Here is a 20,670-nt window from a genome sequence, read left to right as displayed (position 1 = left end):
GGGTGGTTTTCCCCGCGCCGTTGCCGCCGGTGATTTGCACCCACTCCCCGGCGTCCACGGTGAACGACAGCCCGCGAAACAGCGTCCTCTCGTCCCGCTCGCAGTGCAGTTCTCTGGCTTCAAGCATCATCGTCATTGCACATATTCAGGTTGATAGGGCGTATAAACACCGGTCAGGCTTTCCAGGAAGGCGACGATATCATCAATATCATTTTGCGGCAGATCGGCGCCAACCTGATAACGCAACATCAGTTTTACCGCGCCATCCAGCGTCGGTACGTCGCCCCGGTGGAAATAAGGCGCCGTGAGCGCGACGTTGCGTAAGCCAGGGACTTTTTGCCGTAATTTATCGCGAACCTCTTTGGTTACGTTCATACGACCAATATCCGCTGCGGTAATTTCGCCAAAATTAAAGTCTCGCTTTAATCCCAATGGTTCAAAAGAGCGTCCGCCTAAAATGATACCGCCGTGACAGGTCGCACATTTATTCTCTTTAAATAATTGATAACCGTGTTTCTGTTGCGCAGTCAGCGCATTTTCATCTCCACGTAACCATTTATCAAAGGCGGAATCCGGTGTTATCAGCGTTTTTTCAAACTCAGCGATTGCATCGGTAATATTTTCCCCGGTAAATCCTTGCGGATAAACCGCCTGGAAATCTTTTTTCAGGACAGGATCTTTATCAAGTTTGCTAATAATTTCATCCCAGGATTTAGATGCCATTTCGATGGGATTTAATGGCGGTCCGCCTGCTTGAGCCTGCAGGGTTGCAGCACGACCATCCCAGAATTGTTCGATATTAAATACGGAATTGAACACCGTTGGCGCATTTATTGGTCCTACCGCACCGCCAACGCCAATTGAAGTTTTTCTGCCATCGACGCCGCCCGCATTTAACGCGTGACAATGCGCACAGGATATTGTGCTGTCGCCGGATAAACGTTCATCATGATAAAGACGGAAACCTAAGTCGACTTTTTTCGCATCGACGGGAATATTGCGCGGAATAGGCTGAACGGGTTCATTCCGGTGCGCTGCGTCGGTGTCGGCGCTGGCATAGTTACGCTCACGCTGATCGGCTATCCAGTTCAGGATGTCAGTGCGCTCTTTATCGCTGACGCCCCCCGCCCAGTGCAGTGCGACATAGCGGGTTGGCGGCATAGTCTGATGTTGCATAACCCATTCAATTTTATTCAGTTCGCTTTGCGGCACAGGCGTATCAGCGATCAGGGCGGCCCGTACCGCCTCCAGGTTAAACGATTTGTAGCCGAGCTGGATGTCGTAATCCATTAGCTGCTTTGCTACCGGAAAAGAGGAATAAAAAGGCAATTCAGCGGAAGGCGTATGACAATAATCACATCCTTTCTCCCTGAAATAACCAAGTATTTTGTTATTTTCTCCCACAACAGAGGCCTGCACATCGTTTTTTTTACTACGCTGTTTGTCATGAAACCATACATACCCGGACAAACCTAAATAACATAACAGCCCAACGGTGATAACCGTTGTCGCATAGAGGGTAATTTTTTTCATATCACTATCCTTATGGGGTATTGCGGCATGATTAATTAAATTTTATTTTTTTACTCATGAGGCCCGTCAATACTAAATACAAACCCATCGTGGATATTGATTGGTATCAATAATTACAATTGGCTCAACCTATAGATATGATAACCCCCGGCTATCGTAAGATTCATTTTGCGATGCACATCACCAAATTTATCCAGCAGCAACAATGGGGAAATCCTCTTCTCCGTCATCAAAACGAACGATAGCTAATAATAATTGACTTAACGCAGCATAAAAACCATAAGGATCATGCTTAACGCAATTATTTGTAAATTCCGGAAGCCATTCCAGTAATGACGACAATGTTTTCTGGCGTAATTTATTCATTCTCCGTTGTTGGAACGATTCACCTAACGAAAAATGTAAATGACTGAGTAATTCCAGATAAATCGCCAGATGATCGGTTGGCTCTTTAAAACCGTCGTTGACGTCCATCCCGGCTTCAAGCAATAAATGTTTAATCATGCCGGGTTCCTTTTGCAGGTACTGCGAGGCGTAGGGCAACGCTGATTTTTTATCCGTCATCAGAAATAAACCGCAAAAATCTGCGGCCAGCTCTAGCTGCGCATCCTGGCGCTGACGGAGCGCGGCAATTTTTTGTTCGAGTTGCGCCACCGACGCCGTCAGAGCGGGCTGGCGCTTTAATAGCGCCAGCCAGTCCGCGATCTCCGCGGACTGTAGTTGCATTAACCCTTCATCATCCACTTCCCGGAAAAAGAGTAACGCCAGCCATGCGTATACGCAGGCATACTGTTCCTGAGCTAGCGCTGGCTGCTTAATCATGTTGATTCCCCTGCGATGCGGGTACATATTCACACTGCGCGACCATCTCTACCGGACCGTTAAATGCCGTGACGTTATCAAGATGGCCGGTATATTTTTCAATTTCCACCAGCGTCGTATGCGCGCTGGTCGCCTGTGCAAGTTGCGATGTACCAATATCCAGTGTTAATACGTTAGGGTTGCCGTATTTACAAAGCGCATTAATTTCGCCGCCTTTATCAGGATCGTACCAGGCGCCTTCATGAATTCGCGCCACGCCCGGCGCATAGCGATCGGAAACTACCGCCCCCGCCAGTACCTGCCCGCGTGCATTGAATACCCGCACAATATCACCGTTACGGATCCCGCGCGCTCTGGCATCCTGTGGATTAATAAAGACCGGCTCCTTGCCGCCAACGGCATATTGCTGGCGCAGAGTTCTCGACTCGCACAGTTGGGAATGCAAACGGAAATCAGGGTGGACGGATTGTAAGTGCAACGGCCAGCGCTGCGATCCTGGCCCGCCATGCGAGCGCTCGATTTTTTCGAACCACATAGGATGGCCCTGACAATCGTCGTATTTCATGTCGGCGATCGTTTTGGAGTAAATCTCGATCAAGCCGCTTGGCGTGCCCAACGGCTCCAGGTCCGGATCTTCACGGAAAGCCTGATGGCGTACAAACACCTGCGGATGATCAAACTCAATGTACTCCTGCTGATTCCAGAACACCTCGAAAGTCGGTAAGTGGATACCGCGACCTTTCCCCTGCTGGCTCCCTTCCTGCCAGATACGTTTCAGCCAGCCTATTTCATCGAGACCTTCCGTGAACGCCGCTTCACGGTTAAAGCGTCGGCAGAGATCGCGGAAAATATCAAAGTCGTTACGCGCTTCAAACTGCGGCGCCACCACCTGTTTCATGGCGATAATGCCGCGGTTGGAGTGGTTGCCGAACTGATCGAGGTCGTTCCGCTCAAACTGGGTGGTCGCTGGTAAAACGATATCCGCAAAACGACAGGTCGACGTCCACTGGTTATCAATAGCGATCACCGTTTCCAGCTTGCGCCACCCCTCAATAATGCGGTTAATTTGTTGATGTCGGTGGAACGGGTTGGTTCCGGCGAAAACGCACATCTTCAGCGGCGGTAATTTAACCGATTTTCCGTTCCAGTTAATGACCTTACCGGGTTCAAGGATGGCATCCATAAAACGCGCGATAGGAATGGTGCTGCTGTAGCCTTTGTAATCCGTGCTGTCGTGTACTGGCGGAACGGTCGTCGAACCAGAGAAGCCGCTTAAAATAATGCCCTTACGGCTGGGCGTGCCAGCGCCGTTGTAGTGCCAGCCAAAGCCAAAGCCGCCGCCCGGCAAACCAATCTGTCCCAGCATTGCCGCCAGCACGACGACCATCCATGACCACTGTTCGCCATGCTGCATACGCTGTACGCACCAGCCGGCGATGATCTGCGTTCTGTCGCCCGCCATCTGCCGCGCCAGCGCGCGGATGGTGTCGGCGTCAATACCACACAGTTTTTCCGCCCAGACGGCATCTTTGGGCTGTCCATCTTTCTCGCCCAGCAAATAGGGGAGGAACTGGTCAAAACCGACGCAGTAGTTATCGAGGAAGTTTTTATCGTATAGTTTCTCGCTGTACAGGGTGTGCGCCAACGCCAGTTGTAGCGGAACATCCGTCTGCGGGTTAATGGCGATATGTTTGACCTTATCGCGCCCCAGATAATCGTGCGTGGAGGTGACGACCGGGTCGATGCTGATGACCGAAATAGCGCCGCTGGCGACCTTCTCTTTAAATTGCTCATAGTACTGATAGACATCGTGATCCGGGCACCACCAGTTCGCCTGCTGGTTTTTCACCATATCGGAGCCCCACAGCACAATCGTTTTACTGTTCTGCAAAACAAGAGGCCATGAAGTTTGCTGTTCATACACTTCCATTGAACCGACCACGCGCGGCAGAATCACTTGCGCCGCGCCGGTCGAATAGTCTCCCCCCGTGCTGACGCTATTGCCATGCAGCGCAATCGCGCGCGCCAGCATCCCGGAGGCGTTATGGAACATGCCGGTAGATTGCCAGCCGCTTGCCGTCAGTAACGCGCTCGGCCCATAGGTTTTCTGTACCCGCTCCAGCTCCTGATAGAACAGATCCAGCGCCTCATCCCAGGAGACTCGCACAAAACGGTTATCGCCGCGCTGCGAGGTGTCGCTTTGATAGCCTTTGCGCATCCAGTCGACACGCACCATCGGATAGCGAATACGCGCCGCATTGTGGACGTGATCGGGCAAACCGGCGATCATTTTGGACGGATATTTATCCTGTTCAAACGGTTTTGCCGCCACAAATCGACCGTCGACCACCGTGGCGCGAATCGCCCCCCAGTGAGAACCGGTAAGGATACCCTCTTTCGCCGCGGCGCCTGACGTCGCGGCATCCGCTGCGCGGGCGCTACGGGGCGTCAGTAGTGACGGCCCCAGCATTCCCGCCACCGTCAGACCGCCGAGCTGCGCCAGAAAACGTCGACGAGAGACGTGTAACGTGTCCTTATTTTTCATTGTGTTCTCCCTTATCGCTGTGCGGCGTGTTGGTGGTATCTGACGCATTCATCTGGAGATATTTCAACAAGGTACGTTCTTCACGCTTATCCAGACTGGTGAAGCCGATCATGCCGTTGAGCGTGCCGATCCAGCCGTTAGCGTCGAAGTGCGCTTTGTCCGGCGCGCCATGACACTGATTACAGGTGCCGTTATAGAGCGAGTCGGCGTAGGCCCAAATCGGTTTAATATCGTTTACCATGTCGCCTTTTTGCATCCACGCGGTTGCCTGTAATTTGCTCCACTTAGTATTGGTCGCCGCGACGGTGGTTTCTTCCAGCGTTTTCACATGTTGTTGCACATCGCCGCGAATCGAGGCGACAAAAATACGTTTACCGGGCAACTGCGTCAGCACGCGCTGGCGACCGTTCGTCTCCGTCCAGCCTTCGATTTGCACCTGCAGCCAGTCACCGTCCCGTTTAAGGACTTTCACTTCGGAAGCAGGTAACAGCGAGCCTGCCGATTCTTTATCGCCTTTGGCGGCGTAAATCGGTTTGATATCCAGCGAATAGAGCGTATCGCCATCGTTATGCGTACTGGCGCTGGCGCGTAGTTCTTCAAACTGTTTGCGGAAACCGCTGCTCATATCCGGTAGCTGATGGGCAATCCCTTTATGGCAGTCAATGCAGGATTGGTTTTCTTTCGCGGCGATTTTCATTTGCCGCGCCGCTTCCGGGTTCTGTTTCGCGTGATCCATCGCATCGTAGTTATGACAGGAGCGGCAGGTTGCGGAGTTATTCTCTTTCATGCGCGCCCATTCACGCTCGGCAAGCTCGGCGCGTTTGGCTTCAAATTTTTCAGGGGTATCAATCGAGTGGGCGATAAATGTCTGGTAAAGATCGTTGCTGGCTTCCAGCTTACGTTTCACCATGCCTGGGATATCGGGGGGAATATGGCAGTCGTGGCATTCCGCGCGCACCCCGGAAGCGTTCTGGAAATGTACGGACTGTTTATATTCCTGATACACCGGCTGCATACTATGGCAACTGACGCAAAACTCTGTCGTACTGGTCAGTTTGATACCGACGTGAGGTAAAACAATCAGCGCAACGCCGATCACCATCCCGACAATGACCAGCGCCAGTATCGACCAACGGGCGCTTGGCCTGAGTAACGCTCTCCAGAGTTTTCGCATAATAGCCCCTGTAATTATATGGTTTAACGCACAGATCTTATTCCGCAAATATGAACAGCGTCACTGGTCAGAATGAACGGGATACGGCAATATATGAACAGATATGAACAGAAAGAGATCGCGCACAGGATGCCACATCACATTGTTATTGTTGAGGATGAACCTGTTACCCAAGCCAGATTACAGGCCTATTTTGAGCAGGAGGGGTATCGTGTTTCTGTGACCGCCAGCGGCGCGGGCCTGCGCGACATCATGGAGCATGAGCACGTTTCGCTGATTCTGCTGGATATCAATCTCCCCGATGAAAACGGGTTGATGCTGACCAGATCGCTACGCGAACGCTCCACTGTGGGCATTATTCTGGTGACGGGGCGTTGCGACCAAATCGACCGTATCGTCGGGCTGGAGATGGGCGCAGACGACTACGTCACCAAGCCGCTGGAGCTGCGTGAGTTGGTGGTGCGGGTGAAAAATCTTTTGTGGCGCATCGATCTGGCCCGCCCAACGCCGCAAAGCGCCAATGAAAACTGCTACGTGTTTTCCGGTTACTGTCTGAACGTGATGAACCACACGCTGGAGCATAACGGTGAAACCATTAAGCTTACGCGCGCGGAGTACGAGCTGCTGCTGGCCTTTGTGACCAATCCAGGCAAAGTGCTGCATCGTGAACGCCTGCTGCGGATGCTTTCCGCCCGCCGCGTAGAGACGCCGGATCTCCGCACGATTGATGTATTGGTTCGCCGCTTACGCCATAAAATTACGCCGGAACTGCTGGTCACGCAGCATGGCGAAGGCTACTTTTTAGCCTCGGAGGTGTATTGATACAGATAGACGGGCCGAAATCCCGGCGGTGATAGCGATCGACGAACGTGTGCGCTGTTGGCATTTTTATGCGTCAAAATAAGCACCGGCGGGCTGATATTTTCAGGCACCGGTTGCCCCTGTAAAACCTTAATCGACTGCGCTATCGCTAATTCTCCCTGCCAGGCCATCTGATCGCTGAGCGCCATCAGGACATGGCCGCGTTTTAAACCGCGATAGACCTGATGCGTCAGATAAAATGAGACGGTCGTGAGCGGGGTCGTCGAATTTCGCCCTTCGCCCATCGCCGCCTCCGCCGCTATCGCCGACCCGGCGATTACATTGGCGTCGGGATGGCGCTCCAGCATCTCCTGGAGTAAGTTTCGCTGTACTTCAATGTCGTTATCGCCCCAGGCGATATCCACAATGTTAATTGCGCTGCCTTTAATCGCCTGACGAAAACCCGCTACCATCTCCTGACTGCCGCCGGCTTCATCCGGCCCCGGAAAGAGTAAAACGTTAAGCGTTTTTCCTTTGCTCCACTGCGCCAGAAAGCGTCCCGGCAGATAGCCCATCTGAAACCACGGCAGACCGACACGGGTTGCGACACTGGCATCGTGAATCATATTCACCAGTTCAATAACCGGCACATTACCGGCATACCGTTCCAGCTCCGGAAAACGATCGGTGCTACTCCCCAACAGAATCGCGTCGGCGCCCCACTCCCGGCACTGCATCATTTGCTGTTGTTGTGTCGCCAGTTGCCGATAGCCGTTCGCTTCCAGCACTTTTAAATCAACACCATAAAATTTGGCCGCTTTTTGCATCCCGTAGTTGACGGACAGCCAGTAAGAATCTTTCAGGCTGGGGTATAATGCACACAGTTTCCAGGGTTTAATCGCACTAATTGCCGTTTGTCGCCAGGGAATCGCCCGATCGGCGCGCGTCCAGTGCAATAGCCCGGTTCCGGCTAACGCCGTTTCTACATTCGAGACAATGATTATCAAAAAAAAGAACGAAATAAGCGCGCGCATGGTAGCCCCACTACTGACAAGGTTTTATCCTAATGGTTTTTCTGGCGGCAACTCAACCCATTTCACCCGCGGCGCATAAATGTCAACGCCTTCACTGACCCGCAGATTATGGCTGGCCCTCGCCCTGATGGCGGCGCTCACCCTACTCAGCACCGTGATCGGCTGGATAAGCCTGCGCATCATTAGTCAGGTGGAGCAGACCAATACGCAAGCGCTGATCCCCACAATGAATATGGCCAGGCAGTTAAGCGAAGCCAGCGCTTATGAGCTCTTTTCCGCGCAAAATCTGACCAATGCCGACAGTGAGGGCGTCTGGCTTGCCCAAGGGAAGATGCTGAAAGCGCAAAGCCTCAAAATTAACCATATATTGCAGGCATTAAGCGAGCAGGGATTTAATACCTCGGCCATTGCCCGGCAAGAAAAAGAGATAGCGCAAACGCTTGGGCAGCAGGGAACTCTGGTCGGTGAAATTCTCACGCTGCGCGCACAGCAACAGCAGTTAAGCCGCCAGATTGCGGAGGCAGCGGAAAGCATTGCCGCCCAGGCCCACGGCCAGGCCAATAATGCATCGACATCAGCGGGCGCCACCCAGGCCGGTATTTACGATCTTATCGAAAGCGGTAAAGGGGATCAGGCTGAACGCGCGCTTGACCGGCTGATTGATATCGACCTTGAGTATGTGAATCAGATGAATGAGCTGCGGGTTAACGCTCTGCGGTTTAAGCAGCTCATTGGGACCTTAAAAGACGCGCAAGGGCTGAGCGATGCCGATGAGATCGATGAAAAACTTAATCAACTGGTTAAAATTTTATCCCGCCGCCAGCAACGTATAGAAGACCCTACCGTTCGCGCCCAAATCGCCGACGCGCTGGAGAAAATAAACCAGTACTCCACGCTAGTTACCCTGTTCCGTAAGGAAAATGCCATCCGCGAGCAGCTTCAAACGCTAATGGAAAATAACCTCTTCCAGTTTACCCGCTTCAGTACAGAAGTGTCGCAATTGGTAAACGCCATCGAAAAGCGTAACGAGGCTGGGTTAGCGCGTCTTAAACACGCCAGTCAGCGTGGGCAAATAGGGTTAGTGATCTTAGGCATCCTGGCGCTATGCTCATTAAGCTTTATTCTTTGGCGAGTGGTTTACCGCTCCGTATCCCGCCCGCTGGCGCAACAAACGCAGGCCTTACAACGGTTACTGGAGGGGGATATTGACTCACCGTTCCCGGAGGCGGCTGGCGTCAGCGAACTTGATACCATCAGCCGTCTGATGGAGGCATTTCGCGCCAACGTGCGCAAATTGAACCATCATCGTGAAGATCTGGCGGAGCAGGTGCGGTCACAAACGGCGGAGCTTCATGCGCTGGTGCTGGAACACCGGCAGGCGCGTGCCGAAGCGGAAAAGGCCAACGAGGCGAAATCGACGTTCCTTGCCGCCATGAGCCATGAAATTCGCACGCCGCTTTACGGTATTCTCGGTACGGTACAATTACTGGCCGATAAACCGCTAATGGCAAATTATCGCGACGATTTACAGGCCATTAATGATTCAGGCGAGTCGCTACTGGCGATCCTTAACGATATTCTTGATTACTCGGCGATTGAAGTAGGCGGAACCAACGTCTCCATTAGCGAAGAGCCATTTGAACCGCGACAATTGTTGAATAGCGCGCTGCATTTAATGCACAGCCGCGTTCAGGTGGCGCTCATCGCCGATTTTAGCAACCAACTCCCCTCAACGCTGCAAGGCGATCCGCGCCGAATACGCCAGATTGTGATTAATCTTTTAAGTAACGCGGCGAAATTTACCGAACGCGGCAATATTGTGCTGCGCACGTTTTGCAATGATCAGAGCTGGTTCATTGAGGTTGAAGATAGCGGATGCGGTATCCCGGAAGCGAAGCTGACGGATATTTTTAAGCCGTTTGTGCAGGTGACAGGACGCCGGGGCGGGACGGGGCTGGGGCTGGCTATTAGCGCGAGCCTGGCGGAGGCGATGGGCGGGACGCTAACCGTCACCAGTATGCTTCATGTTGGCAGTTGTTTTCGTTTACAGTTGCCGGTTCGCCACCCCAAACCCGCGAATAAAAACGCGCTTAGGGAACCGATAAATCTTAACGGACTACGCCTGTTGCTGATTGAAGATAATACGCTAACGCAGCGTATTACCGCTGAAATGCTCACGAGCAAAGGCGTGAAGGTCTCGCTTGCCGAAAGCGCGAATGACGCGCTACGCTGTTTAACCGAAGGCGAGTCCTTTGATGTCGCGCTGGTGGATTTTGATTTACCGGATTATGACGGCTTAACCCTGGCGCAGCAGTTGATGAGTCAGTATCCCGCCATGAAACGCATTGGTTTTAGCGCGCATGTGATAGACGACAATCTCCGTCAGCGTACCGCCGGTCTTTTCTGTGGGATTATTCAAAAGCCCGTTCCCCGAGAGGAGCTTTACCGCATGATAGCGCACTATTTACAGGGTAAATCTCACAACGCGCAGGCGATGCTGAATGAACATCAGCTTGCCAGCGATATGGCGTCTGTCGGCCCGGAAAAACTCCGGCAATGGGTCGCGTTATTCAAAGAAAGCGTGCTGCCTTTAGTCGAGGAGATCGAGGCGGCGCGAGCCATGAATGACGACGTTAACATTAAGCGGCTGGCGCATAAATTAAAAAGCGGCTGCGCCAGCCTGGGGATGACTCAGGCGACCGATGCCTGTCGGGAGCTGGAAATGCAGCCGCTTAGTGATATAGATATTAAAACTATCGTGACGCAGGGAGTGACGGCGCTCGACGCATGGATATCGTCCGGTTTCAAAGAGGGATAAGCTCAACGACCCCGGACTAACCTGCCAGTTGTATGGAGATAAAATTGACGCCTGTAAAGGGATTACGCAAGACCCCAGGCAACTGGTAGTAAAAGTTCCTGTGAAGATCAGTTACCGCCCGGTTTTGGCAAGTTTGCTGCTCGACGAAACCGAACCAACCTGTATTCCTGCGGTTTTTTTCGTTTACAGAGCAAAGGATTACAACGTTCCATGGAGGATCTCAAGAAGATCCTCCACATGATTTAATTAACCATCAACAGAACTAACAAAGTCAGACAACAACTTTTTAAGCGAAATTGTTTCATCCAAAACGCACTGTTTATTTAAAAGCATTCCGTTTTGCCCTCCAGTCTTCAGCCATAAGTCACATTTCCCATCGATGTATTTACGCTGGTTATCAGTAAATAACTTAAGTTCTACAATATTACCATCCTCTGGAGAGGTTATATCGCCATGCTTACCAATGAATGAATCTATTGACTTGTCCTGTGCATTTATTTCTGCGTCAATGCACTGCGTTGACATAGGGTTATTTACTGTCTTAAATATACAATCAGTGTACTCTTTACTATATTCACTCCCATTTTGTGAGAATGTAGAAAAAGACATTACAAAGATAGTCACGCCAACAAAATTAATAAACCTCATAATTACTCAACCTCATAATTATATTGAGCCAAATCCAATAATTTGCTTTTCTCACTTACGACTCTATCCTTCAACCCAGACCAAAGAGTGGGGGAGTTAGCAAATTTTGTTTCTACATGCGCGTACTTATAATCTTGCACCGCAGTTATAATTTGAGCGTCAGTAGCATTTTCAAAAGAAAATTCTTTTGTATGTCGTGAACATGGCATGAGCAATGCCAGTTTCTATAAGTGGCGTTCACGTTTTGGCGGCAAAAAAATGTATGCTGAGGAGTGTTTTAAAGCCGAAATCATTCAGAAGGCCGTGGCAAAAAAGTGGTGACGCCATCGCGTCGAAAGCCGCTGACACAGCACGCGGTCAGAAGTCGAAACGTCAGCATGCGTTTTGCCTGTAAGCTGTTTTTAGTCAGCGAAAGTTGCTATCGCTATCAGCCTCAACTGAATGCAGAAAATGACCTCAATTGCCGAATGGCTGTTCCGCATCACTGACAGTCAGCGCAACTGGGGATTTGGCCTGTGTTATTTGTACCATGTCAATAATGTAGTTGTGTTGTACTACAATTTAGATCACAAAAACGACAATTGGTTATGAGAACGTTATAAGACGTAAACGAAAGACATAAAAAAACCCGCAGCAAGTGCGGGCCATTAAGCGCGTATTTGCCCGATGGCGGCTACGCCTTATCCGGGCGGGAAAATAGCCGGATTAGTGGTCGGGGTTAAGCACAAATTTTTCGATAGCCCAGGCAACGCCATCTTCCAGATTTGATTTGGTGACAAAGTTGGCAACCTCTTTTACCGATGGAATGGCGTTGTCCATCGCCACGCCCATGCCGGCAAACTCAATCATCGCAATGTCATTTTCCTGATCGCCAATCGCCATCACCTCTTCCGGCTTGATACCCAGCGCGTCGGCCAGTGATTTTACGCCAGTACCTTTATTGACGCGTTTATCGAGGATTTCAAGGAAGTACGGCGCGCTTTTCAGCACGGTGTACTTCTCTTTTACTTCCGCCGGGATGCGCGCGATCGCCTTATCAAGGATGGCGGGTTCATCAATCATCATGACTTTCAGGAACTGCGTCGCCGGGTCCATTTTCTCTGCCTCGCAGAACACCAGCGGAATGGTCGCGACATAGGATTCATGTACGGTGTAGTAGCTGATATCACGGTTGGCAGTATAGAGCGTGTTGCGATCCAGCGCGTGGAAGTGAGACCCCACTTCGCGGGATAGCTGCTCAAGGAAACAATAATCGTCATAGCTCAGCGCCGTTTGCGCCACCGTACTGCCATCACCGGCTTTCTGCACCAGAGCGCCATTGTAGGTGATACAGTAGTCGCCGGGTTGTTCCATATGAAGTTCTTTAAGATAGCTGTGAACGCCCGCATACGGACGCCCCGTGGTCAGCACAACGTTCACCCCTTTTTCGCGGGCTGCGGCAATCGCGTTTTTAACGGCAGGCGAAATGGTGTGATCGGGCAGCAGAAGGGTGCCATCCATGTCGATAGCAATAAGTTTAATAGCCATGAGTTCCCCGGATGAAATGAGTACTGACCCATGCTAACGCGATTCGGCTCAAAAAACAGCAGTGAAAAGGGGGATAAAAAGGGGAATCGCGATTCCCCTTTTGTCTATCGGTTGTAGATGACTGTAGGCCTGATAAGCAAAGCGTCATCAGGCGCAACGCAGTACCCTGCCGGATGGCGGCTAACGCCTTATCCTGCCTACAAGCTGATTAAATATCGATATTCGCCGCTTTCAGGGCGTTCTCTTCGATAAAGGCACGACGCGGTTCAACGGCGTCGCCCATCAGCGTGGTGAACAACTGGTCAGCGGCAATCGCATCTTTGACAGTCACGCGCAGCATACGGCGGCTTTCCGGGTCCATTGTGGTTTCCCACAGTTGATCCGGGTTCATTTCACCCAGACCTTTATAACGCTGGATAGCCAGACCGCGACGCGACTCTTTCACCAGCCACTCCAGCGCCTGCTCGAAGCTGGCTACCGGCTGACGACGCTCTCCGCGTTCGATAAACGCGTCCTCTTCAATCAGGCCGCGCAACTTCTCGCCAAGCTGGCAAATACGACGGTATTCCGCGCTGGTCACAAACTCGTGGTCCAACGGATAATCGGTATCCACGCCGTGCGTGCGCACGCGAACGATTGGCTCGAACAGATTCTGTTCCGCATTGGTATAAACATCAAACTTCCACTGGCTACCGTGCTGCTCTTTCTCATTCAGCTCGGTAATCAGCGCATTCACCCAGCGTGTTACGGTCTGCTCATTAGAAAGATCGGCTTCGGTCAGAGTTGGCTGATACACCAGCTCTTTTAGCAGCGCTTTCGGGAAGCGGCGCTCCATACGACCAATCATTTTCTGCGCAGCGTTGTATTCAGATACCAGTTTTTCTAACGCTTCGCCGGACAGCGCCGGCGCGCTGGCGTTGGTATGCAGCGTTGCGCCATCCAGAGCGATAGAAATCTGATACTGATCCATCGCTTCATCGTCTTTGATATACTGTTCCTGCTTGCCTTTCTTCACTTTGTACAGCGGCGGCTGGGCAATGTAGACGTGACCACGTTCCACGATTTCCGGCATTTGACGGTAGAAGAAGGTCAGCAGCAGAGTACGGATGTGTGAACCATCGACGTCCGCATCGGTCATGATGATGATACTGTGATAACGCAGTTTGTCCGGGTTGTACTCGTCGCGACCGATGCCGCAGCCCAGCGCGGTAATCAGCGTCGCTACTTCCTGGGAAGAGAGCATCTTGTCGAAACGCGCTTTCTCAACGTTGAGGATTTTACCTTTCAGCGGCAGAATCGCCTGGTTCTTACGGTTACGCCCCTGCTTTGCAGATCCGCCCGCGGAGTCCCCTTCCACCAGGTACAGTTCAGACAGCGCCGGGTCGCGTTCCTGGCAGTCGGCCAGCTTGCCCGGCAGACCGGCTAAGTCGAGCGCGCCTTTACGACGGGTCATTTCACGGGCGCGACGCGCCGCTTCACGGGCACGAGCGGCATCAATAATTTTACCAACCACGATTTTGGCGTCGGACGGATTTTCCAGCAGGTATTCACTCAGCAGTTCGTTCATCTGCTGTTCCACTGCCGATTTCACCTCGGAAGAGACCAGCTTGTCTTTGGTCTGCGAGGAAAATTTCGGGTCCGGCACCTTCACGGAAACAACCGCAATCAGGCCTTCACGGGCATCGTCGCCAGTGGCGCTGACTTTGGCTTTTTTGCTGTAGCCTTCTTTGTCCATGTAGGCGTTCAGAGTACGGGTCATCGCCGCACGGAAGCCTGCCAGGTGGGTACCGCCGTCGCGCTGCGGAATGTTGTTGGTAAAGCAGTAGATGTTTTCCTGGAAACCGTCGTTCCACTGCAACGCCACTTCGACGCCGATACCGTCTTTTTCGGTGGAGAAGTAGAAGATATTCGGGTGGATCGGCGTTTTATTCTTGTTCAGATATTCAACAAACGCCTTGATGCCGCCTTCGTAGTGGAAATGATCTTCTTTGCCGTCGCGCTTGTCGCGCAGGCGGATGGAGACGCCAGAGTTCAGGAATGACAGTTCACGCAGGCGTTTCGCCAGGATCTCATATTCAAATTCAGTGACGTTGGTGAAGGTTTCGTGGCTCGGCCAGAAACGTACCATCGTGCCAGTTTTATCGGTATCGCCAGTGATGGCCAGCGGTGCCTGCGGTACGCCATGTTCGTAGAGCTGACGGTGGATTTTGCCATCGCGCTGGATAACCAGTTCCAGCTTCTGCGACAGGGCATTGACGACCGAAACGCCCACGCCGTGCAGACCACCGGAAACTTTATAGGAGTTATCGTCAAATTTACCGCCCGCGTGCAGAACGGTCATGATCACTTCCGCCGCCGAGACGCCTTCTTCCGGGTGAATCCCGGTAGGGATGCCACGGCCATCATCCGTTACGGACACGGAGTTATCGGCGTGGATGGTCACGACGATATCTTTACAATGACCTGCGAGCGCTTCGTCGATAGCGTTATCTACCACCTCGAATACCATGTGGTGCAGACCGGTGCCGTCATCCGTGTCGCCGATATACATACCCGGGCGCTTACGCACCGCATCCAGCCCTTTCAGGACTTTGATACTGGAGGAGTCATAAGAATTCGACATCAACGTTTCTCGCTCATTTAATCTTGGGTTAATCCGTTATTTTACCTTTTTCTACGCTGAACATCTTCGAATTTTTATCCGACATGTCCAGAACGTGTTCAGCGCTGATTGCGCTGACAAAGACCTGCGATTGTGTCGCTTTTAAGCGGCTGGCCAGCAGCCCGCGGCGCGCATCGTCAAGTTCAGAGGCAAAATCATCTATCAGGTACAGGCAACGCCGCCCGCTTTCGCGGGTCAGGAACTCGCCCTGCGCCAGACGTAAGGCGCACATCAACAACTTTAGCTGCCCGCGCGACAGGGTATCTTCCACCGGCGCGCCGTCAGCGCGAATGCGAAAGTCCGCTTTATGCGGCCCATGCGCGGTGTAGGTCAATATACGGTCACGCTCAAAGCTTCGCTCCAGCACGTCCGCATAGTCTGTCTCTTTCTCCCAACCACGCTGGAAAGAGAACGTCAGGGAAAATTCAGGTAAAAACTGCTGACAGGTATCCGCCATGTCCTGTGCGATAGCGCTACTGTACTCTGCCCGCCAGGTACTGATTTGTTCCGCCAGCGGGATCAGCTCTTTATCCCACGGGCGTAGTTGCTCATAACGGCTGACCTGGCGCAGTGCGGCATTACGCTGCTTCAGCAACCGTTTCAGGTTGCTCCAGGCTGTGAAGAATCCGGCTTCGTTGTGAAAGCATCCCCAGTCAAGGAACGCTCTTCTGTATTTGGGTCCGCCGTTGAGTAAAGTAAACCCCTCCGGCGTAATCAATTGCATCGGCATTAAATGCGCCAGCTCCGCAACCTTGTGACCGTCGGTGCCGTCAATGCGCACTTTGCTGTCGCCCTGCTTATCTTTGGTTAGCCCAATCGACGTCTCACGCTCCTCCCCTTGCAAACGCCCGTGGAGCACAAACGCTTCCTGCTCATGACGAATCACGCGGCCAGGCTGCAAACTGCGAAACGCCCGACCGTGGCCTAGTGTATAGATAGCTTCCAGCACGCTGGTTTTTCCGCTGCCGTTAGCGCCAACCAGGAAGTTAAAGCCAGGGGATAAGGCAAGATCCGCGTTTTCAATATTGCGGAAATCCTTGATTAGCAGTCGGGATAGTGACATATCAACTCATAGCCAGGGCGTTATCGTCGCAGTTAGTCTGGTTACGGCTAGCGCCCAGCAACCGGAGCGTACTGGAGTACGTGAGGATTGCGAGCACTGCCCGGAGACAGAATAACAAGTAAGATAGCCTGATATTCTTTACAAGCGCATAGGCATAACAACATAAGCAGCCGACTGTGAGGCGGCATCTTCAATTTGTACGCTGGACACAGAGTCGGTCAGCATAATGCGCACGGTTTCGCACTTCAGCGCATTAAGCACGTCCAGCACGTAACTGACGTTAAAGCCGATTTCCATCTCCGTCCCGCCGTAGCTCACGTCCAGAATCTCTTCCGCCTCTTCCTGTTCCGGGTTATTGGCGGTGATTTTGAGCTGATTCTCACTGACATACAGACGCACGCCGCGGAATTTCTCATTAGAGAGAATTGCCGCGCGAGCGAAAGCCTGCTTGAGAATATCGCAGCCTGCTTCCAGATGTTTATCCGGGTTCTTCGGCAGTACGCGACGGTAATCCGGGAAGCGACCATCCACCAGCTTCGAGGTAAAGATAAAATCGCCAACATGCGCGCGGATGTTATTGCTGCCGATCTGCACGCGCAGCGGGTTTTCGCCGCCGTCGAGCATACGCATCAGTTCAATCACGCCCTTACGCGGCACAATCACCGAGTGGCTGGGTAAAGACGCTTCCAGCGGCATTGAGCAAACCGCCAGACGGTGGCCGTCGGTCGCGACAGTACGCAGTTCGCTACCTTCCGTTTCAAACAGCATACCGTTTAAGTAGTAGCGTACATCCTGATGGGCCATAGAAAACTGAGTCGCTTCAATCAGACGCTTCATTGTGGCCTGCGGCAACGTGAATTCCACTTCGCTCTGCCAGTCGTCCAGATTCGGGAAGTCGGCGGCGGGCAGTGTAGAGAGCGAGAAGCGGCTACGACCAGAACGCACCAGCATCCGATCGCCTTCCAACTGAACGGCAATCTCCGCGCCCTCCGGGAGGCCACGGCAGATATCAAAGAATTTCCGCGCCGGTACGGTAGTGGCGCCAGGCTCATGCGGCTGAGAAAGCGTAACGCGCGCGACCATCTCCATTTCAAGATCGGTGCCGGTCAGAGAAAGCGTACCGTCTGCTACCTGGAGGAGCAGGTTACCGAGAATCGGCAGCGTAGGACGACCGCCCAGCGGGCCGCTGACCTGCTGAAGCGGTTTTAATAAATGTTCACGTTCAACGGTAAATTTCATAGGATCACGACGACAATGTTCTGATTAAATTCGAAAAATCTTCTTTGATATCGTGGCTTTCTTCACGCAGTTGCTCAATTTTGCGACAGGCATGAAGTACGGTAGTATGGTCGCGCCCGCCAAACGCATCGCCGATTTCCGGCAGACTGTGGTTGGTGAGCTCTTTTGCCAGCGCCATAGCCATCTGGCGCGGACGTGCTACCGAGCGGGATCGGCGCTTAGAAAGCAGATCCGCAATTTTGATTTTGTAATACTCCGCCACCGTCTTCTGAATATTGTCGATGGTGACCAGTTTTTCCTGCAACGCCAGCAAATCGCGCAACGCTTCGCGCACAAAGTCGATAGTAATCGCCCGGCCGGTAAAGTTGGCATTGGCGATTACACGGTTCAGCGCCCCTTCCAGCTCACGCACGTTAGAGCGTAATCGCTTGGCAATAAAGAACGCCACCTCGCCCGGCAGACGAATATCGTTCTCGTCCGCTTTTTTCATCAGGATCGCCACGCGGGTTTCCAGTTCTGGCGGTTCGATCGCCACAGTCAGTCCCCAGCCAAAACGGGATTTGAGACGATCCTCAACGCCGTTGATCTCCTTCGGATAACGATCCGACGTCAAAATAATCTGCTGATTGCCTTCCAGCAGAGCGTTAAAGGTGTGGAAAAACTCTTCCTGCGATCGTTCTTTATTGGCGAAGAATTGAATATCGTCGATCAGCAATGCGTCAACGGAACGGTAGTAGCGCTTAAACTCTTCGATGGCGTTGTTTTGCAGAGCTTTTACCATGTCCTGCACAAAGCGTTCGGAGTGCATATACACCACTTTCGCGTTAGGCTTGCGCGCCATAATGCCGTTACCCACCGCGTGCAGCAGGTGAGTTTTACCCAGACCGGTGCCGCCGTAGAGGAATAACGGGTTATAAGCGCCGCCAGGATTATCCGCCACCTGACGCGCCGCCGCGCGCGCCAGTTGGTTGGATTTACCTTCGACGAAGTTATCAAACGTATGTTTAACGTTAACATTGGAGCGATAAGTTGGCTCCGCGGGCGCCGGCACATTATCCCAACCCGGACGGGCCGCAGGCGCTACACGCTGCTGCGCCATCGTTGTCTGCGCAGGCGCGACAATGTTATGTACTGGTGTTTTTAGCGTTTGCGTAACAGGCTTTGTTCCCACTTCAAAACGCAGTTGCGGGGCATCCGCGCCGCAGAATGTATTAAGTAATCCATTGATATTATTGAGGTACTTATCTCTTACCCAATCGAGCACAAAACGGTTTGGCGCATACAAAGCCAGCGTGTTATCGCTCAGTTCCGCCTGCAACGGGCGTATCCACATGCTGAATTCTGTGGCTGGTAACTCATCCTGCAATCGGGCAAGACACTGCTGCCAAAGCGAAAGTGACACGGCGGACTCCACTCGAACAAAAGTCGATAAATGACAAAGGCTGATACATTAATGATTGTTGGCGCACGTCGATAAGACCCTGCATGAAGGGTGACGCACGAACCGCTATCTGCGGTTTTCACGGGATCTTTCAAATGATCGCGACTTCACGCGCTCTGAAAGATTTCGTGTTCATGCCTGACCAGGATCGTTTGAAACGATCAGGACCGCGGATCATAGCCTAAACTGAGCAAGAGATCTTCTGTTTCTCACAGATTCTTCCCGATTTATCCACAGGACTTCCCGGGAATGGATAAGTGTAATCGATCCCGGGGAACTCCTGTACGCTTTCGCGCGTATATTGAAAAAATTAATACGTAAAGGTGACCAGACACCTAAAAGATCGCATAAAGATCCATGGCGATCCTTGCGCTTTACCTGGCAGTCCGTATAATTCTCCACCCGTCGCGCAATGCCCGTCATATGGCGTCAACGCTGCTTATATTCCGCACAAAAAGACGTGGAAAATCGCGGGAAAATTAAGGAAAGAGAATTGACTCCGGAGTGTACAATTATTACAATCCGGCCTCTTTAATCACCCACACTGTGGCGTAAGTCGTTCAAAGTTTGTTCGGGTATACGCAAAAGTCAGTGAATTTATTCAAGTTTAGGTAGAAATCGCCATGAAACGCACTTTTCAACCGTCTGTACTGAAGCGCAACCGTTCTCACGGCTTCCGTGCTCGTATGGCTACTAAAAATGGTCGTCAGGTTCTGGCACGTCGTCGTGCTAAAGGCCGCGCTCGTCTGACCGTTTCCAAGTAATAAAGCTAACCCCTGAGTGGTTAAGCTCGCATTTCCCAGGGAGTTACGTTTGTTAACTCCCGCTCATTTCACATTCGTCTTCCAGCAACCTCAACGGGCTGGCACGCCGCAAATTACCATCCTCGGCCGCCTGAATTCGCTGGGGCATCCCCGTATCGGTCTTACCGTCGCCAAGAAAAATGTTCGACGCGCGCATGAACGCAACCGGATTAAACGTCTGACGCGTGAAAGCTTCCGTCAGCGCCAGCATGAACTTCCTGCAATGGATTTCGTGGTGGTGGCGAAAAAAGGGGTTGCCGACCTCGATAACCGTGCTCTCTCGGAAGCGTTGGAAAAATTATGGCGCCGCCACTGTCGCCTGGCTCGCGGGTCCTGATAGTCCTTATTCGGGTCTATCAACGCCTGATCAGTCCGCTGCTTGGGCCGCATTGTCGTTTCACTCCAACGTGCTCAAGCTACGGAATTGAGGCATTGCGCAGGTTTGGAGTGATAAAAGGCAGTTGGTTGACGGTGAAACGCGTATTAAAATGCCACCCTTTACACCCTGGTGGTGACGATCCCGTCCCGCCCGGACCATTTGATACCAGAGAACACTAACG

General features: G+C 52.2%; 18 protein-coding genes and 1 pseudogene. 6 read left to right on the top strand and 13 right to left on the bottom strand.

The genetic code is table 11. From position 1 onward, the window contains the following. The 5 genes from F4V61_RS20670 to torC form a co-directional block, all read right to left on the bottom strand. The coding region (locus F4V61_RS20670) for an ATP-binding cassette domain-containing protein (RefSeq protein WP_139814972.1) at positions 1-127 on the bottom strand (127 nt) is incomplete at its 3' end. Between the two features lie 5 nt (positions 128-132). Beyond that, on the bottom strand, positions 133-1,533 hold the full coding sequence (locus tag F4V61_RS20665) for a cytochrome-c peroxidase (protein ID WP_000724459.1): 1,401 nt from the start codon (positions 1,531-1,533) through the stop codon (positions 133-135). 189 nt (positions 1,534-1,722) lie between these two features. Continuing rightward, entirely contained in the window at positions 1,723-2,355 is a 633-nt protein-coding gene (torD, locus tag F4V61_RS20660; RefSeq protein ID WP_000595426.1) for a molecular chaperone TorD, read from the bottom strand. Beyond that, a complete protein-coding gene (torA, locus tag F4V61_RS20655; protein ID WP_080161291.1) occupies positions 2,348-4,900 on the bottom strand; it encodes a trimethylamine-N-oxide reductase TorA in 2,553 nt (850 codons plus the stop codon). Before torA ends, torD begins: the two co-directional genes overlap by 8 nt. Continuing rightward, entirely contained in the window at positions 4,890-6,074 is a 1,185-nt protein-coding gene (torC, locus tag F4V61_RS20650) for a pentaheme c-type cytochrome TorC (RefSeq protein ID WP_038397360.1), read from the bottom strand. The genes torA and torC overlap by 11 nt, the downstream gene beginning before the upstream one ends. Before the next feature lie 129 nt (positions 6,075-6,203). On the opposite strand from torC, the gene torR reads away from it, so the two are divergent. After that, positions 6,204-6,896, top strand: a complete 693-nt coding sequence (gene torR / locus F4V61_RS20645; protein ID WP_024132082.1) for a two-component system response regulator TorR — start codon at positions 6,204-6,206, stop codon at positions 6,894-6,896. Here the strand turns inward: torR and torT are convergent. Then, positions 6,869-7,909 (bottom strand): TMAO reductase system periplasmic protein TorT, encoded by a 1,041-nt coding sequence (gene torT / locus F4V61_RS20640; RefSeq protein ID WP_001202032.1) that lies wholly within the window; start codon positions 7,907-7,909, stop codon positions 6,869-6,871. The genes torR and torT overlap by 28 nt on opposite strands. A gap of 79 nt (positions 7,910-7,988) precedes the next feature. Between torT and torS the strand changes: the two genes are divergently transcribed. Continuing rightward, positions 7,989-10,727, top strand: a complete 2,739-nt coding sequence (gene torS / locus F4V61_RS20635; protein WP_038397359.1) for a TMAO reductase system sensor histidine kinase/response regulator TorS — start codon at positions 7,989-7,991, stop codon at positions 10,725-10,727. Between the two features lie 246 nt (positions 10,728-10,973). On the opposite strand, the gene F4V61_RS20630 is transcribed toward torS, so the two are convergent. Together F4V61_RS20630 and F4V61_RS22710 are read right to left on the bottom strand one after the other, a co-directional pair. Beyond that, positions 10,974-11,375, bottom strand: a complete 402-nt coding sequence (locus F4V61_RS20630) for a hypothetical protein (protein ID WP_080161290.1) — start codon at positions 11,373-11,375, stop codon at positions 10,974-10,976. Positions 11,376-11,377: 2 nt separating this feature from the next. After that, the gene (locus F4V61_RS22710; RefSeq protein ID WP_001112242.1) at positions 11,378-11,584 is read right to left on the bottom strand and encodes a hypothetical protein; all 207 of its coding nucleotides are present in this window, start codon (positions 11,582-11,584) and stop codon (positions 11,378-11,380) included. Here F4V61_RS22710 and F4V61_RS22555 point away from each other — a divergent pair. Then, positions 11,565-11,903 (top strand): annotated as a pseudogene (locus F4V61_RS22555) (IS3 family transposase); the annotation flags it as partial. The gene F4V61_RS22710 and the pseudogene F4V61_RS22555 overlap by 20 nt on opposite strands. Before the next feature lie 177 nt (positions 11,904-12,080). Here the strand turns inward: F4V61_RS22555 and yidA are convergent. The 5 genes from yidA to dnaA form a co-directional block, all read right to left on the bottom strand. Further along, complete coding sequence (gene yidA, locus F4V61_RS20615; protein WP_000985566.1) at positions 12,081-12,902, bottom strand: sugar-phosphatase; 822 nt, start codon at positions 12,900-12,902, stop codon at positions 12,081-12,083. A gap of 208 nt (positions 12,903-13,110) precedes the next feature. Then, the gene (gene gyrB, locus F4V61_RS20610; RefSeq protein WP_080161289.1) at positions 13,111-15,525 is read right to left on the bottom strand and encodes a DNA topoisomerase (ATP-hydrolyzing) subunit B; all 2,415 of its coding nucleotides are present in this window, start codon (positions 15,523-15,525) and stop codon (positions 13,111-13,113) included. 28 nt (positions 15,526-15,553) lie between these two features. Next, positions 15,554-16,627: a DNA replication/repair protein RecF gene (gene recF / locus F4V61_RS20605; protein ID WP_079782217.1), complete on the bottom strand. Its 1,074-nt coding sequence runs from the start codon at positions 16,625-16,627 to the stop codon at positions 15,554-15,556. Positions 16,628-16,765: 138 nt separating this feature from the next. Then, the gene (gene dnaN, locus F4V61_RS20600) at positions 16,766-17,866 is read right to left on the bottom strand and encodes a DNA polymerase III subunit beta (RefSeq protein WP_000673474.1); all 1,101 of its coding nucleotides are present in this window, start codon (positions 17,864-17,866) and stop codon (positions 16,766-16,768) included. 4 nt (positions 17,867-17,870) lie between these two features. After that, entirely contained in the window at positions 17,871-19,268 is a 1,398-nt protein-coding gene (gene dnaA / locus F4V61_RS20595; protein ID WP_024132081.1) for a chromosomal replication initiator protein DnaA, read from the bottom strand. A gap of 662 nt (positions 19,269-19,930) precedes the next feature. Between dnaA and rpmH the strand changes: the two genes are divergently transcribed. Genes rpmH through yidD form a run of 3 tightly spaced genes read left to right on the top strand, consistent with a single transcriptional unit; the run spans position 19,931 to position 20,668 of the window. Beyond that, positions 19,931-20,071 (top strand): 50S ribosomal protein L34, encoded by a 141-nt coding sequence (gene rpmH / locus F4V61_RS20590; protein WP_000831330.1) that lies wholly within the window; start codon positions 19,931-19,933, stop codon positions 20,069-20,071. A 16-nt stretch (positions 20,072-20,087) separates the two neighbouring features. Then, positions 20,088-20,447: a ribonuclease P protein component gene (gene rnpA, locus F4V61_RS20585; protein WP_012210778.1), complete on the top strand. Its 360-nt coding sequence runs from the start codon at positions 20,088-20,090 to the stop codon at positions 20,445-20,447. Beyond that, the gene (gene yidD / locus F4V61_RS20580; protein WP_024132079.1) at positions 20,411-20,668 is read left to right on the top strand and encodes a membrane protein insertion efficiency factor YidD; all 258 of its coding nucleotides are present in this window, start codon (positions 20,411-20,413) and stop codon (positions 20,666-20,668) included. Before rnpA ends, yidD begins: the two co-directional genes overlap by 37 nt. Positions 20,669-20,670 lie beyond the last annotated feature (2 nt).

Origin of the sequence: Salmonella enterica subsp. arizonae (assembly GCF_008692845.1) — a bacterium.
Lineage (GTDB): Bacteria > Pseudomonadota > Gammaproteobacteria > Enterobacterales > Enterobacteriaceae > Salmonella > Salmonella arizonae.
This window is presented reverse-complemented; position numbering and strand designations above follow the sequence as displayed.